General features: G+C 63.5%; 17 protein-coding genes. 7 read left to right on the plus strand and 10 right to left on the minus strand.

All coding sequences use genetic code 11. The features are described from left to right. Positions 1-45 precede the first annotated feature (45 nt). The 8 genes from VEI45_RS18460 to VEI45_RS18495 form a co-directional block, all read right to left on the minus strand. Positions 46-639 carry a VOC family protein gene (locus VEI45_RS18460; RefSeq protein ID WP_324855808.1) on the minus strand — a complete coding sequence of 198 codons (594 nt, stop codon included), beginning with the start codon at positions 637-639 and terminating at the stop codon, positions 46-48. Next, positions 626-1525: an acyl-CoA thioesterase gene (locus VEI45_RS18465; RefSeq protein WP_324855810.1), complete on the minus strand. Its 900-nt coding sequence runs from the start codon at positions 1523-1525 to the stop codon at positions 626-628. Before VEI45_RS18465 ends, VEI45_RS18460 begins: the two co-directional genes overlap by 14 nt. Further along, positions 1522-2709, minus strand: coding sequence for a hypothetical protein (locus tag VEI45_RS18470; RefSeq protein WP_324855812.1), 1188 nt, complete (start codon positions 2707-2709; stop codon positions 1522-1524). The genes VEI45_RS18465 and VEI45_RS18470 overlap by 4 nt, the downstream gene beginning before the upstream one ends. Positions 2710-2737: 28 nt before the next feature. Then, positions 2738-3850, minus strand: a complete 1113-nt coding sequence (locus tag VEI45_RS18475; RefSeq protein WP_324855814.1) for a sulfotransferase — start codon at positions 3848-3850, stop codon at positions 2738-2740. Positions 3851-3881: 31 nt separating this feature from the next. After that, positions 3882-4811 (minus strand): NAD(P)-dependent oxidoreductase, encoded by a 930-nt coding sequence (locus VEI45_RS18480; protein ID WP_324855816.1) that lies wholly within the window; start codon positions 4809-4811, stop codon positions 3882-3884. 164 nt (positions 4812-4975) lie between these two features. Further along, complete coding sequence (locus VEI45_RS18485) at positions 4976-6025, minus strand: D-2-hydroxyacid dehydrogenase (RefSeq protein WP_324855818.1); 1050 nt, start codon at positions 6023-6025, stop codon at positions 4976-4978. 11 nt (positions 6026-6036) lie between these two features. Beyond that, on the minus strand, positions 6037-7458 hold the full coding sequence (locus tag VEI45_RS18490; RefSeq protein ID WP_324855820.1) for a class I adenylate-forming enzyme family protein: 1422 nt from the start codon (positions 7456-7458) through the stop codon (positions 6037-6039). 78 nt (positions 7459-7536) lie between these two features. Continuing rightward, positions 7537-8196, minus strand: coding sequence for a helix-turn-helix domain-containing protein (locus tag VEI45_RS18495; protein ID WP_324855822.1), 660 nt, complete (start codon positions 8194-8196; stop codon positions 7537-7539). A 109-nt stretch (positions 8197-8305) separates the two neighbouring features. On the opposite strand from VEI45_RS18495, the gene VEI45_RS18500 reads away from it, so the two are divergent. From VEI45_RS18500 to VEI45_RS18525, 6 genes are read left to right on the plus strand one after another with little or no spacing between them, the layout of a single operon-like run. Next, on the plus strand, positions 8306-8881 hold the full coding sequence (locus VEI45_RS18500) for a 2-oxoacid:acceptor oxidoreductase family protein (RefSeq protein ID WP_324855825.1): 576 nt from the start codon (positions 8306-8308) through the stop codon (positions 8879-8881). Continuing rightward, the gene (locus tag VEI45_RS18505) at positions 8878-9171 is read left to right on the plus strand and encodes a 4Fe-4S dicluster domain-containing protein (protein ID WP_324855826.1); all 294 of its coding nucleotides are present in this window, start codon (positions 8878-8880) and stop codon (positions 9169-9171) included. The genes VEI45_RS18500 and VEI45_RS18505 overlap by 4 nt, the downstream gene beginning before the upstream one ends. Beyond that, positions 9168-10259, plus strand: coding sequence for a hypothetical protein (locus VEI45_RS18510; protein ID WP_324855828.1), 1092 nt, complete (start codon positions 9168-9170; stop codon positions 10257-10259). The genes VEI45_RS18505 and VEI45_RS18510 overlap by 4 nt, the downstream gene beginning before the upstream one ends. Continuing rightward, the gene (locus tag VEI45_RS18515; RefSeq protein WP_324855830.1) at positions 10256-11059 is read left to right on the plus strand and encodes a thiamine pyrophosphate-dependent enzyme; all 804 of its coding nucleotides are present in this window, start codon (positions 10256-10258) and stop codon (positions 11057-11059) included. The genes VEI45_RS18510 and VEI45_RS18515 overlap by 4 nt, the downstream gene beginning before the upstream one ends. 53 nt (positions 11060-11112) lie before the next feature. Then, on the plus strand, positions 11113-11439 hold the full coding sequence (locus tag VEI45_RS18520) for a hypothetical protein (protein ID WP_324855832.1): 327 nt from the start codon (positions 11113-11115) through the stop codon (positions 11437-11439). Between the two features lie 31 nt (positions 11440-11470). Next, positions 11471-11650: a hypothetical protein gene (locus VEI45_RS18525; RefSeq protein ID WP_324855834.1), complete on the plus strand. Its 180-nt coding sequence runs from the start codon at positions 11471-11473 to the stop codon at positions 11648-11650. Here the strand turns inward: VEI45_RS18525 and VEI45_RS18530 are convergent. Continuing rightward, positions 11632-12444, minus strand: a complete 813-nt coding sequence (locus VEI45_RS18530; protein ID WP_324855836.1) for an SDR family oxidoreductase — start codon at positions 12442-12444, stop codon at positions 11632-11634. The two genes, VEI45_RS18525 and VEI45_RS18530, sit on opposite strands and share 19 nt — an antisense overlap. A gap of 100 nt (positions 12445-12544) precedes the next feature. On the opposite strand from VEI45_RS18530, the gene VEI45_RS18535 reads away from it, so the two are divergent. Continuing rightward, positions 12545-13168, plus strand: a complete 624-nt coding sequence (locus tag VEI45_RS18535; RefSeq protein ID WP_324855838.1) for a TetR/AcrR family transcriptional regulator — start codon at positions 12545-12547, stop codon at positions 13166-13168. Positions 13169-13186: 18 nt separating this feature from the next. Here VEI45_RS18535 and VEI45_RS18540 read toward each other — a convergent pair whose 3' ends face one another. Next, a complete protein-coding gene (locus VEI45_RS18540; protein WP_324855840.1) occupies positions 13187-14293 on the minus strand; it encodes a serine hydrolase domain-containing protein in 1107 nt (368 codons plus the stop codon). Positions 14294-14703 lie beyond the last annotated feature (410 nt).

Below are 14703 nucleotides of genomic sequence, written 5' to 3' on the forward strand. Positions count from 1 at the left end.
TAATGGTCACGCTTCTACCGAACAGCTTCGCCGCCAACGAGGCGGCTACGGGGTGCGATACCCGTCGCGAGTGAGGATACGGATGGGGTCGGCGCCATCCCAGTCGGCGCACGTCCGCGAAATCTTGGATAGGTTGGCCCGAAAACTGGCCTTCTCCTCGACGACTTCGGTGAAAAACCCGAAGTGGTCGGTGGTGTCGAAGAAGGCGACCCGTTGGCCGGGGGTGGTGAATTCACATGCCAGTTCGTAACCCGTCCCAAGGTAGTGAGCCTTCTTTCCGTCATAGTCGCGCGTCAGCGTAGACACCTGGTGAAAGCCCGACTTGGTGAAGTCGTAGAGGTTGTGCAGATCACGGAAAACGCTCGGCCCATCGGTGTAGTCCCGAATCAGCTCGATCTGCACGGGTCCGGCTTGGGCCACCCCGATGTGGATGTCAACACTGGCGTTGCGGCCACGGTAGCGGCAAGAATTATGGACTCGAGGCATGATGTGAAACGGTCCGACGCCGAAGACCCGCACCCAGTGTGCAGCCGCCTCGAATAGGTCATCGACGACGAAGCCGAGCTGGAACATCCGGAACTCACCTTCCGGCCACGGCTGCTGGAATAGCCGGTGGGGGAATGGATCAGGCGTTGGCACGGACGAGTACCTCCTGGGTTGTGCTGGCCACCAAGTGCCCGTCGATGTCGTGGATTGCCCCGCGCACCAATCCGCGATCGCCTGCAATGGCCAGCAGCTGCTGGGTGTGCACATGCCAGCGGTCGAAGCGCACCGGGCGGTGTAGCCACAACGCATGGTCGAGGCTGAATCCCGCGAACGACGCAACGGTGACGCGTTCGGGATGCGACCGAAACGCCATGTCAAGGAGCAGGTAGTCGCTGGCGTAAGCCAGCAGCGCGCTGTGCAGCAGCCGATCGTCGCCGACGTCGCGCGGCAGCCGCATCCAGTGCGAGCGGGGACCGCTGCCGGCGGATCCGCCCAAGAAATACGTCGGCTCACCAATCCGCATCTCCAGCGGAGGTGGCCGGTCGATCCAGGTCCGCGCTCTCGGAAGTAGTTCGGGTGGAGCCTTTTTCGCCCAATCCTGAAGCCGTGGCAGCTCATCGGGTCTCGGCACTGTTGGCGCAGGATCAGCGAATGCCGGTTCGGTTGGGTTGTCGTGGAAGGACACCATAGCGATCAGCAACGGCCGTCCGTCCTGCATCACGGTCACGCGTCGGGCGGCCATGGAGCGGCCGTCGCGCACCCGCTGCACCGCCACGTCGATCGGTTGCTCGGAGCTACCGGCTTGTACGAAATAGGCATGCATGGAGTGCGGTGGTTTGTCGTCCACGGTGATGCATGCGGCCCTTAGGGCCTGTGCGAGCATCTGGCCGCCGAAGACGCGCCCGAAACGGTCCGGCTCGCTGTGCGCGCGAAACTCGTCCTCCCCCAGCGGTTTCAACTCGAGGGCAAGCAGCAACCCATCGAGCGCCTCGAGGATCCCGCCGTCGAGCGCATCGTCGGTGTTTCGGGGCACGGTCACCAGATGCGCCTGAGTTGTGCGCCTTCGCGCCGCGTACGGAGCTGTTCTTTGCGCTGCTCGGGCGTAACGATGGGAGTGTCGAATGGCAGATGGTCGCGGATGTCGGTGAACGGCACCTTCTTGATGGTGGGGTCCGGGTAGTCGGTCGCGTGGTTCCACCGCATTTGGATGATGCCCCATGGATAGTCGCCTTTATCAAGCCAATTCGGCACTCCCGGGTCGAGCCGCGAGATCACCGCGCGAAACTTTCCGTCGCTGTCGATGCGGGCCTGCGCGTCGTTGAGGCTGGATTGGCGGTTGACCCAGTCGACGGTGCAGAAGCGGTCGTCGCCGACGAGCGCTTGCCAGTATCGGCACTTCTGGGGCAACTCGGTTTCAATGATCAGCGCCTCGGTGTCGTCTATCTCGTGGATACCGTCGTAGTAGGCCTGCTTCGGCAGCCCGCCCATCTCGTCGATCTTGGCGGACCGCAAGAGCGTATTGACGCCGTGGTGTTCGCGGTAATACCGGATGAGGCCCATGTCGAACTCGATCACGCCCTCGATCCACGCGGCCAGATCGGAAAACCGTCGCGCGATCTCCTCGGCCGTCATGTCGGTGCCATCCTCGTCAAGCCGCTCGATGGCCACGCTTGCATCGATTTCCCGGTTCCAGTCACATGAGCACCGACGCATCAGGATTCGCACGGTTCGGTCATGCAGCTCCCACCAGTCGCCGCTGTGGCCGGCCGGCCGCTGCGGCGACAGGATCACGCTGAAGTAGCCATCGTGGCGAATGTTTAGTTCGTCGAGGTCGTTGGTGAAGGCATATGGTTTCTTGCCGTCCATTGCCTGCGGGTTGAGCATGTCGGTGGCTTGCTGGGTGAGCTCGACGAACCGACTGGTGCCGCGGTATCCGGAGATCCGGTACACGCCTTGCGGATCAACCTGGACAGTCGAGTAGACGTAGTCTGGGCTGGGTCCACCCTGATTGAATGCATAGTTCCACAGCGGCATGAACACCGGCCGCCGGATGTCGGTGTAGACAACGCAGAGGTAGCCACTCGCCAGCATAGACAGTGCCAGCTTGTTCATGTCCTGTATCTCGGCCTCGGTGGCGCCGTCGGGGCGCCACTTGTTGATCAGGTTGTCGCTGACTTTTTCCAGCGCCTTCATCTGGTCGGCCCAACTTGGCAGCGCGGTCATGATCGTGTCCTTTTTCTGTTGTGCTGATTCAAGATTCGACAGTGACGCCGAAGCGGTGGATGTAAAAGTCGTAGTCTCTGCGAATCTGTGCCACGTCGAGGCCAAACTGTTCCGCAGCGTAGCGGTGCAGGCCGTGTGCGCCGGGTTGGTTGCGTTGTTGCCACTCGCTGAGTGACTGCACGACGGGTTCGTGCAGTGGGAGTTCCAGGAATTCGTACACGCGGCGTACGGTGCCGAACGGATCGGCCACGAGCTCGTGGTGATGTACGTCGATGAAACGCTCTTCGCCGAGTCTGTCCCGGGCGGCGATGGTGTTCTGCATGCCGTCGCGTAGGTGCTCGGAGACTTCGCGGCCGAGCCTGCGCATGTCGCGCTCGCCGTCTGGCGGCGGGAAAAACGTGTTGACCGTGCTGACGTAGGACGGCACGACTTTCGCGGGATCTCGGTGGGTCATGACGAACCGAACATCAGGATACGCGGCGACGATCGCTTCGAGGTGGAACATGTGGTGCGGCGCCTTGAACAGCCACAAATTCGGGGGGCGTTGTGACTGAAGGAGTTTCACGACGCGGCGGTGGTACTGATAGGTGGGCACGAGGTCGGCGTGGCGCCACCAAGCGTGATAGCTGTAAACGGGCAGCGTGTAGCCCTGGCCGTGGAACGCCATCCCGAGCAACTCCGTGTCCTCCATGGTTGCGTCGAGGTCGTACAGGTGCAGGGCCTTGACTTCGGGGGGCAGCTGCTCGTTGAACTTCGCGGCCGCAGTCCTGCGCTGATCGTCGGCTTCGCTCTGGGTGGTGGGTGGTGGACACGGACTGGTCTGTTCCCATCCACGCAGACAACGGAATTGCGGATCAAGAGACATCATGTTGGCCAGCGCCGTGGTGCCGGTGCGGGGGAGCCCGTTGATGTCGACAGGTCCTGATACCGGTAGCTGTTCAATCTCGCGATGGCTGCTGTACCAGGCCTCGACCTCTAGCCGGTTGACCAGCCGCCGCAGGAAATCGCCGATGACGCGGGCGTCGGCGGCCGGATCGAGGTCGCCATCGCGCTCCAGACTGGCCAGCAGATTGTCGAGGCCGTCGCGAAAATCACCGGGGCCGAAGTTTGTGAGGCCGCTTTCCTGCATTGCTGTCGCCATCAGCTCATCGCCTGTGGGGTATCGGCGCGTTCTAGCCGGCATCAGCGTTCCGGACGAGGTCAGGGTAGAGCTGCTCGGCGACGCGGCGAATGCCGTCGCGCCAATGCACGCCGCACGGGCCGGTGATCGCGGCACGCTTGCTGTGGTCGCCGACCGAGCCAATCGATGCACCGGGTACCTCCTCGACTACCACCTTCGCGTCGATGCCGAACAGCTCACCGAGGTACGCCGACCATTGCTGAACGCTGACGGGCTCATCGCCACCCCAGTTGACTATCGTGGCCGGCACGCTCGCCACGCTGAGCAGGGGCTCGAGCTGCGCACGGATGTCTTCATCGTGAATAGGGCTGTAGGGCATCGGATCCCAGCGAGTGTGCACTGGCTCACCCGCGGCGATCGCATGCATGTGCCACACCGGCATCCCGCCACGCTCGCCGTAGGCGGCGCACATGCGGGCGATGGTCGTCGGCAGGTCAAATGAGCGCGCGCAGTATCGGGCCACGGCCTCTTGCGCGATCTTGGAGATGGAATACGGCGCCTGCTGCGGCACCATGGCGTCGCCGAGTGGGTCATCCTCGCGGAATGCGTGCCACGGGTCGGGATGCGGTTTGTAGATGGTCACGGTTGACATAACCAGGGCCGCTTTGGCTTTGCGACAGTGCTCGAGTATCAATCCGGTGCCCTCGGCATTGACGGCCAACGAGCGCTCGTAATCAGTTGCACTGAAATCCGCCGCGATGTGCATCAGATAGCTGAAATCGTTCGGCAGGTCGCCGAACCGTCCTGAAGCGATATCCGCCGCGCGGGTTATCACCCCCAGCGACTCGACCTTTTCGCGCGTGCTGGGGTCGCTGAACCGAGCGATACCCCACACCTCGTTGTCGCCGACGAGAGATTCAGCTATCCCGCAGGCTATCCTCCCCGCGGGTCCGGTGATCAGAATCTTTTCATCGCTGAGCAACGCTACCCTCCACTATGTCTGGGCAAAGTTGATGATCGGTCCAAGTGAGGATGGCTTTGCCCTGACTGGACAGGTGAAATAGCTAATGCCGTACTTGTCGCGGACTGCTAGCAGCTCGTCGCGCGCCTCGGTGTAAACAGCCGCGATGAATCCAGTTGAGGGCATTACACATTCGTCCATTCGTTGAGTAGCGGCTCACCGTCCAGATACCGACGCAAATTGTCTACGAACAACGCGAAGACGTTAGTCCAGTGTTCGTCCGGCGCGGCTGCGCTGTGCGGTGAGATGAGTAAGTTGGGGACGGACCATAAGGGCGAGTCGGCGGAAAGCGGCTCCTGCTTGACCACGTCCAAGGCAGCCGCACGCAGGTGGTTGTCGAGGGCGGCCACAAGGTCGTCCTCGACCACCGCGCTGCCTCGGCCGACGTTGACAAACACCGCGTCGGCTGCCATCGCGGCAAAGAACTTCGCGTCGAAGATGTCCCGATTCTCGGTTGTTTCAGGGATGGCAGCCACTACGTAGTCGGCTGCGCTGACCGCGGCGTGAAGTTCGGTCGGTGGCAAAAGTTGGTCGACATCCGGATCGTTGTCCCCGAGCACGGCGGTTCGTCGCACGCCCGTGACTGTCATGCCGAATGCGCGGCCCAGCCGGGCGACTCGTCGGCCGATCGCGCCGAGCCCGATGACCGTCAGGCGCCGACCGGCCAGCTGGCCGCCGTATCTAGGCAGCCATACGCGCTCAGCCTGCTGCCGATCGATTTCCGGGAATCCCTTGACGATCTGCAGGATCCGGGCCAGCGCGAATTCGGAGATAGCGACCGCGTTCACACCTGCGGCCGTGGTGAGTCGCACCGCCGGAGTCGGTAGGCCGGCAGAGATCAGCTGACTCACGCCTGCACCCACCCCCTGCACCCAGCGCAGACGAGGCGCGAGCTGCACGGCATCGAAGGGCAAGTCTTGGGTGATCACGATTTCGGCCTCGGCCAGCACCTTGCGCTGCTTGTCAGTCAACTCGGGCGCCAGGTGCCGTAGGTCGGCCTGTGGATTCTGGCCTCGCTGGAGCCGCAGCCCATCCGGGTCTGTGTAACGCTCGTCCAGGATTCGGATCCGGGGGCTGACCGCGGCAACGTCGCGCAGATTGGCGGCGAGCTGATCGGCCGGGGGATCCCAGCGTCCGGGGTACATGACGGCGACGACGACGTCGGGCTCAGCCAAAGTGACTCCTGTCAGCCGACTGGGTGAAGGTCGGCGAGCTCTGCTCGTAGCGCGATCCGGTTCACCTGTTGAGTGGAAGCCGTGCGGGGGATGTGATCGACAATCACAACTTGCCGTGGGTGCTTGTACGGTGCCAACCTGCCCGCGCAATAGGCCCGCAGCTGGGCCAAATCCGGCGCGGCCGCGCCATCGCGCGGTACGACCGCCACGCAGACGATTTCGCCCCAGTCCGGGTCTGGCCGACCGGCCACGGCGAGGTCCGCTACCCCGGGCATGTCGGCCAGCGCGGCTTCGATCTCGCTCGGGACAATCGTCTGCCCTCCGCTGCGGATGATCTCTTTCGTCCGACCGATGATGGACAAGTAGCCGCCGTCATCGATCTCGGCGAGGTCGCCCGTCCGCAGCCAGCCGTCCGATGTGAGGGCCTCGGTATCGGCCCCGCCGAAGTAGCCGTCGAACACCGCCGGCCCGCGCACCTCCAGCTCGCCGGTCGCGCTCAACCGGACTTGCACGCCCTGCACCGGCAGTCCACACCGACCGGGCCGCTCGAGCAGAGCTTCCCCTTCCAGGCAGGCAACCAATCCCGCCTCGGTCGAACCGTAGAAGACCCGCACACGAGCTTGGGGTAGCAGGCCGATCAACGCTTGGATAAGCTCCGGCGGGGTGCGAGACGTGCCGGTGTCAGCGATCCGCAACGAGCTGAGGTCGGGTAGCCGGGCGCCGGCACGTCGGAGCTCGGCGTGGTGGTCGAGCAGCCGCCGCCAGATGGCTGGGAGGCAATATGTCCGCTCAGCGCGGTGCTCCTCGATTGCGGCGAAGATCTCCTCGGCGGTGAACTTCGGGGGCAGCACCACGGCCGCACGGGCCTGCCATTGCTGGAGCGCGATCGTCCACCCCGCCATGTGAAACAGTGGGAACGGGCAGATCGCCGCCCCGCGGGGTTCCGGCTGGGCGCCGGGGTGGCTGCGCAGCACGCTTACCCGGTTGGTGAGCGGCACACCCTTCGCTTTTCCGGTTGAGCCACTGGTGAAGAACAGGACGTGGGCCGCATTCTCGTCGTGGTGCCCGCGGACGGGCTTCGGAGAGTCATCGCCCACGTCGGCGATCAGCGCGGCCAGGCCGTCCGGCTCGAGCATCAGCCGGGGCTGGACGAGTTCTGCATACGGTCGGCGTTCGTCTGCGGAGAGGGTCGGGTCGATAGGGGCGTATATGGCGCCGATCCGCGCGGCCGCGGCGAACAGCATCACGGTGTCTGCGGACAGATCCGCGCTGTGCAAGATCGTGTCTCCCGGTTGTACGCCGCGCTCAAGCAATGCCTTGGCCAGCCGATCGGCCGCAACGTCGAGCCGTGCGAAGGTCCACTGCTCGCCGTTGACGTGCAGGGCGGCGTGGTCTCCCACGTTGCGCGCAGCGTTGCGGAAAATCTCGCTCACAAGCAGATCCACTCAGGAGCTCCTCTCGGTTCAGCGCGAAAGTGCCTCCGCGGGCTGCGAATTCAGTAACTACGTACCTCAGTCGTTACCGCGCCGAATACCAGCCATGCAGAAGTCGGCCAGGTGACTGCGCTCTGCGCGGCTGGGGACGGTCTCATCAGTGAGGTGCTCACGCATAGTCGCGGTAACCAGGCGGTAGATCGCCACGCTGTTGCGACGTGCTCGACCACGGGTGTCCGGACCTGTGCCAGACAGGGCCTGGACCGGCGGGTACAGGAGCTCGAGCAATCGCTCGACTGACTCCTTCTGCTCGGCTGTGTACTTCTTGTCGAGTCGGCCTTGGTCGACGAGGAACGGCCGGGTGCGGTGTGCGGCCGCTTCAGCGACAACCTGGGCGAGCATGCCGTCGATCCAGGCTCGCACTTGCCCTTCGGGGCCGCCGGCCTTGTCGATCCGTGCCTTCAAGTAATCGGCGAGGCGTCGACGCCCATCGTCCAGCAGCACGACCAGCAAGTCGTCCTTGGATGCGAAGTGCCGGTAAAACGCCGGTGTGGAAATGCCGGCCCCCGCCAGGATCGCCCGCAGAGAAGGATCAGTCGAGTCGCTGGCTTCGATCACGCGGTAAGCGGCCTCAAGGATGTTGGCTACCTCACCGGTGTACCGCGCGCGTCGTGACTCGAGGGCACGATCGACTCGCTCAGCAAGGACGTGCTCGGCAACTTTGTTGGAGTCCTTCACACGATCAAGGTTAGACGGTGTGTCAAGTATAAAAAGCAGTGTTTTACCTTTTCCGATCGGTGGATTAAAGTTCTTCGGGGAAGAGTCGACAGGCGAGGAGAGTGCGGGGGTGCAGCGGGAAGTTGTCTTGACCGGTATAGGTGGCCAAGGGGTGCAGTTCGCCTCGCAGGTACTCGCGCGCGGCGCGCTCGCGGCCGGCTTCGAGGTGCAGCTGTTCGGCAGCTATGGGGGGATGATGCGAGGAGGCAACACCCAGGCGACGTTGGTGGTCTCGGACGAACCAGTACTTGCGCCTCCGACCGTCGACACGACGTGGTCTGCGGTGGTCATGCACCACGACTACTGGGAACCCACCCGCGATCTGCTGAACCCGGAAACCTATGTCCTGGTGGACTCCAGCGTCTTCGAGGGAACGCTTCCTAGTTCGTTGCTTCGCGTCACACCGATTCCGGCGACCCAACTAGCAATAGAGCTCGGCAAGATGCAGACCGCCTGCATGGTACTGCTCGGCGCTCTGCTTGCGGTCACGAAGCTGATCCCGTTGCAGGCAGTGGTCGACGCGGTCCCGGCTGCGCTGCCGCCCTATCGGCAGGCGGCGGTGAAGTTCAATCAGCGTGCCCTACAGGTCGGGCACGACGCTGGGCGGCGCGATATGGCCGAATTGCCGCTGGCGGTAGAGATATGAGCGAGCCCGAGGTCACGACGATCAGGACAACCGGCACCGTCGTTATCGATGTCGAGGCGTGCAAGGGCTGTGACCTGTGCATCGATGCATGTCCTAAGGACGTCCTGGTGATGACCACGAACGAGGTCAATACGCGCGGCTATCGCTATCCGCAGCTGTTGCCCGGATGCATCGCCTGTAAGGCCTGCGCTCAGATCTGCCCTGACTTCGTCTTCCAGGTGTATCGATACGCCGAGCCCGTCGACCTGATGCTGACCGCCGATGGTGTCGTCTCGGAGGTGATCCGATGAGCGTCGTGCGCGAGCGGCAGTTCCTTGAAGGCGCGACCGCGATTGGCTCGGCCATGGTCGCTGCGGGCTGCCGATTCTTCGCCGGTTATCCCATGACGCCATTCACCGAAGTGTTGGAGAGCATGGCCAAACTGCTGCCTGCGGTGGGCGGCACCTGCATCAACGCCGAGAGTGAACTCGAGGCTATCGGCATGGCGTGGGGTGCCGCGGCCACCGGCATCCCGGCAGCCACGGGCTCCACGGGACAGGGACTATCCCTCATGCAGGAGTCGCTGGCCGAGATCACCTATGCCCGGCTGCCGCTAGTCGTACTCAACATGGCGCGCGCGCAGGGGGACTACTTTCAGGCCACCCGCGGCGGCGGACACGGCGACTACCGACACATCGTGCTCGCTCCCTGCGACGTCAACGAGGCAACCGTCCTGGTCCAAGAGGCATTCCACCTCGCGGCTACCTGGCGGAACCCGGTGCTGGTCATGGGTGACTACTACATAGCGCATACGTGGCAGACGGTGGACGTCGCGCCGATCGACTTCGGGGCCCGGCCACCGACGGATTGGGCAGTGAACGGGCGCACCGGCGGTAGCGGGAGAGCGAAGCTGATCTCGCCGCTCGGGGACACCAAACGCAACGACGACGTCGGCTACGACCTCGCCGACTTCTACCAGCGCCGCGGTCGCGAACTGGATGTCATGGCAGCTACTGTGCCACCGCGAGCCGAGGCGGTTTTCGTCGAGGACGCCCGGCTCGTGGCCGTCGCTTTCGGGACGGTTGGCAAGTACGTCCGCCAAGCGGTCCACGACCTCCGAACGGAGGGACTAGCAGTGGGGTTCATCCGTCCGATCACGCTGTTCCCTTTCCCGACCCAGGTGATTCGGGAAGCGGCGCCGCATGTTGACGCCTTCGCCGTCTATGAGAACAACCGTGGTCAGATGGTCGAAGACGTTCAGCTGGCCGTCCTGGGCCGGGCCGAGGTGTCGTCCATTGGCGGGCTCAGCATGGACTCCTCGGGCTTCGGCATCGCACCTGACCTCGACGTTGCCACTGTGCGCACGCGCATCCGCACTGCACTGGAGGCCTTGGTATGACTGATCCTCGTCTGCCGATCCTCGACACCTCTGGCCCTCCGCAGCGCGCGGCCAAGTTAGTCGATGATTTCACCCCAGCGCTCATCAACCAGGGCGCCCATCATCTTTGCCCGGGTTGCGGTGAGCCCGTTGCGATGAGGCTGATCATGGAGGCGATTGAGGAACTCCAGCTCGCCGAGCGCACCGTGGCGGTCTTCGGCATCGGCTGCTACACGGCCTACTCCAATAACCTCGATGTCGAGGTCGTGCAAGCATTGCACGGTCGGTCGCCTTCGGTCGCTACCGGCGTGAAACGGTCATTGCCGGACAGCCTGGTACTTACCGTCCAGGGCGACGGGGACATGGTGAACGAAGGGCTGCAGGAGGTGCTGCACACTGCGGCCCGCGGCGAGAAGGTGACATGTTTCTTGCTGAACAACGGTGTGTTCGGCGAGACCGGGGGGCACATGACGGCGGCCACCCCACTCGGCCAGCGGACCAAGAACACCCTTGAGGGACGATCGGCTGAGCAGCATGGCTATCCAATCATCATCGGCGACCTCATCGCGGGGCTCGCCGGTGTGGCGTATGCGGCCCGCGGCGCAGTCAACACGCACACCAACGTGGCGCGGACGAAGCGAATGGTGAAGGAGGCATTGGAGATCCAGGTCAAGGGGATTGGGTTTTCCTTTGTCGAGATCCTCACGATGTGCCCGACCGGCTGGTTTATCGAGACCGGTGAGGCACCTCAGTATCTCGACGAGCACATCGAGCCGACTCACAGGTTCGGCGTCATCAAGTCGCCGCCGTCGGCTGGGTGATTGGCGCTGCTTTTATGACAAACACTGATCCGTAGAGCTTTTGAGGAGATGCGATGGACCGGATACTCGGCAACGTCGGCACGAAGCTGCTGCTGGAAAACGATCGGGTGGCCATCTGGGAGCTGCGGCTCGCTCCTGGCGAGAAGGAGCGGGTGCACGAGCACAAGCGTGACTACGTCATGGTCCAGATCAGCGGCGACCGAGTCGCTGCGGACTTCGAACCCGATTGCGGCGGCACCTATGCCCCCTACGCGGGAACGCGATACGAGGCGGATGTCACTCCCGGGCAGGTGCTTTACGCGGACAAGGGTGGCATCGAAGCGGCGGTAAACACCGGCGACCGGCCGTATTTCGAGATCATCATCGAACTCAAGGATTGAACGTCCAGTGATACGTGTCGCGGCGCATGTTGTGGCCCAGACTGGAGGTCAGCGCCGGGGGCTTCTCCACGCGTTCCTCTTCACCAACCGACTGCGCCAGATGAAATCGCTGTTATTCCAGGCGATCCAGGCAGGCCACGATCGCATCGACAGTCCATCGACCGGACTGTTGGCACGATGCGTCATCGACATTCAGGCCGGCATCTTCTGAGCCTGCTCGCCGCGCTTATTCGGCCGCATGGTCCGCTCGGCCATCCGCGCAACCAACTGCCGCGGTGCCAGCCGCGACGAATTAGTCAACATCCAGCTTTCTAAGCCACCGGTAACCACGGTGCTGGACCGCCGGTCAAGGGCACGAAATGCCGCGCGCACCACCCGTTCCGGGGCGATGCGGTGGCCCACTTGTGCGTCTTCGCCGGCTACGTCGAAGAATCCGGTGTCGGTCGATCCGGGGCAGAGAGCCGTCACCCGCACGCCGGTGCCGCGGGTCTCGGCCCACAGCGCCTCGGTGAACGAGAGCACGAACGCTTTGGTCGCGCCATAGACCGCCATGTAGGGGACCGGCTGAAATCCCGCGGTCGAGCCGACGTTGATGATTGCCCCGCGATCGCGCTCGACCATGCCCGGCAGATATAGGCGCGTCAGGTCCACCAGCGACGCCACGTTGACGCGGACCATATCGGTCAGCACTGCACCATCGGCCTCGTAGACCGGCGCGAACAGCCCGAACCCGGCGTTGTTGATGAGGATGTCGATTTGCAGATCGCGCGCAAGCAAGGAATCGGCCAACTCACTGGCCGCTGATGGCTTGGCCAGATCGGTAACCGCGACGTCGGCCGCCACCCCGTACGAGGCGCTCAATTCGTCGGCGAGAGCAGCGAGTTTCTCCCCGGACCGGGCGACCAGTACCAGATTGACGCCGCGCCGGGCCAGTTCTCGTGCAAACACCGCTCCGATCCCCGACGAAGCGCCTGTCACCAACGCCCGTTGGCCTTTGTACTCCATGGCTGTCACCTTTCTGAGGAAGTCGGTACCGCCAACAATAAAACCGACCGTGCGGTATGTCTAGCCATACCGGCCGGTCGGTTCCTGATAGAATCATTCGGTGTCTTCACCCGCAGTCACCCCGAAAGGCGCTGCGACGCGTGCATTTCTGCTGCAAATCGCGGCTGAGGTGTTCGCCGAACGCGGGTACGCCGAGACCACGTTGGCTCAACTCATCGCGCGTAGTGGACTGACGAAGGGAGCGTTTTACTTCCACTTTTCCTCCAAAGAACAACTCGCGCTGGCCGTCATCGAGGAGAAACAGCGGCAGTGGATTGAGTCGGTTCTCCAGGCCATCGACGCCGAGCCGTGTGCATTCGACCAGTTGCGTGCCGTCGCCTTGGCGCTCGTGAAGGTTCACCGCGACCCCAGCGCCTTCAGCGTGTCTCGGCTCACCCGTGACCTGGCCCGCGTCGCCGGTGTCAGCAATGTGGTCCGCGACCACATGCGCACCTGGGTCGGTCTCGTCGCTGGACTCATCAGACAGGCGCAGGCCGACGAAGACCTACCCAACACCGTCGACGCCGACGACCTTGCTGCTGTTCTGGTCGCCACGACAGACGGTTTGAAAGACCTCGGCGCGTTAATAGATAGCCCCAGCCGGGCACGCCGGGCCTACGAGCGACGGATGAACACTCTGGTCACGCTCGTCGACACGTTCAGCTCGCGCGATTCGGCAGGCTGATCACGGCCACCCCGCCCGCTAACGGGTAGTTGTTGGAGTCCGTGAACCGTACATTTCGTCGATCAGATCTTTCGCGATGAGCGTGGCCGCGGCCCGACCATCGGCGGTGGGGTCCAGGTTGACCCAGATCACGATTGTCACCTTATTCTGGGGGTCGGTGGCGGCGAAGGTGTTGAAGCCAGGAACTTCACCGGTATGCCCATACAGCGCACCGAATTTCGCGAGGGCCAGCCCGTACTGCGGCGCATCGGGTTCTGCCGGGTTCGTTGATTGCAGGCTGGCGATCCGCCTGGCTTGCATGTCGGGATCGAGCAGTTTCCCTTCGGCCAACGCCTCAGCCCAGGTCGCCAGATCCGCCACGGTGGAGATGCCGGCGCCTGCCGCCCAGGCCCACGACGGGTTCAGGGATGTCTGATCACTAGGCTGCAGCGTGCCGGCCTTTGCTGCCGCCTGCATTTCGGGCGGTACCGCCGCTGGTGAGCCCATAGTCAGCACGTTGTTGCCATACATATATCCCTGGGGATGCGGGTCCGGGATGGCGCTTGAGGTGCTGGGTGGAAACAGCGTGTCCTTGAGCCCCAGTGGGGTGAACAAACGATCCTGAAACACCTGCCACAGAGGTTTCGCGTCAAGCGCCTCGGCGATGAGCCCGAGCAATACCGTGTTGGTGTTCGAATAGTGGTAGCCCGTTCCGGGTGGGAAGTATGGCGGATGACTGTAGGCCAGCGCGAGTAATTCGTCTGGATTCCACACTTTTTGTGGATTGCTGTCGCCCATCTCGTTTAGTTCGCGCGTCTCGCTGTAGTTGTAAAGGCCGCTACGCATGTTCAACAACTCGGCGATGGTGATGTGGTCACCGCCGGGAACATCGGGGCGGAACTTCGACACCGGGTCGCCGAGGCTGAGCTTGCCCTCGTGGGCCTGCTGCAGGATCACTGTGCCGGTCCATGTTTTGGTCATCGATCCAATCCGGACGTGATCCGCCAACGACACCGGAACTCTGCCACCCACTGTGGTGGTGCCGTACGTCGTGCTGACCTCACCGGCGGGTGAGCGCACTAACGCGACCGCCCCAGGGACGAGCATCTCCCTGGCCATCGCGGTGACCCGCACCCGCAGCACCATCTGATTGATCGGCGTAAACCCAGGAGTCGAGCCAGCCGACGAGGATGGACTCGGCGATGACCCCGCCCCGCACGCGCCGACCAGTAAGGCAACGCCCAGGATGACACCGACGGTCTGGACCCGGAGCCATCCGGGCCGCAAGGGTGAAGGCAGGGCAGAAAGCACCACTGCCGGGCTCCTCCCTAAGGGAACATGTGGGCCTGCGCCTGCATTTTCCGGCCGCGCGTAGCGCACGCTACCCTTTCCGTAACTTGGTTGGCAGCACCGACACGATGCGGGAGATGCCTGCTGCGATGGCCTAGTCCCTCAACAACAACAAGTTCCCAAGCCCACACGGGACTTGTCTGAAGCATCGCTGCGCGTGTTGACGCCGTCAACAGCTTTCGCGTATCCGTAGGTCGTTTCGCGTA

Source organism: Mycobacterium sp., from assembly GCF_035623875.1.
Lineage (GTDB): Bacteria > Actinomycetota > Actinomycetes > Mycobacteriales > Mycobacteriaceae > Mycobacterium.

Coding starts and splice junctions, on each gene's coding strand:
- VEI45_RS18515 (WP_324855830.1), top strand. CDS start 10,256: ATGACTGATCCTCGTCTGCCGATCCTCGACACCTCTGGCCCTCCGCAG.
- VEI45_RS18520 (WP_324855832.1), top strand. CDS start 11,113: ATGGACCGGATACTCGGCAACGTCGGCACGAAGCTGCTGCTGGAAAAC.
- VEI45_RS18470 (WP_324855812.1), bottom strand. CDS start 2,709: ATGACCGCGCTGCCAAGTTGGGCCGACCAGATGAAGGCGCTGGAAAAA.
- VEI45_RS18510 (WP_324855828.1), top strand. CDS start 9,168: ATGAGCGTCGTGCGCGAGCGGCAGTTCCTTGAAGGCGCGACCGCGATT.
- VEI45_RS18540 (WP_324855840.1), bottom strand. CDS start 14,293: ATGGTGCTGCGGGTGCGGGTCACCGCGATGGCCAGGGAGATGCTCGTC.
- VEI45_RS18505 (WP_324855826.1), top strand. CDS start 8,878: ATGAGCGAGCCCGAGGTCACGACGATCAGGACAACCGGCACCGTCGTT.
- VEI45_RS18475 (WP_324855814.1), bottom strand. CDS start 3,850: ATGGCGACAGCAATGCAGGAAAGCGGCCTCACAAACTTCGGCCCCGGT.
- VEI45_RS18530 (WP_324855836.1), bottom strand. CDS start 12,444: ATGGAGTACAAAGGCCAACGGGCGTTGGTGACAGGCGCTTCGTCGGGG.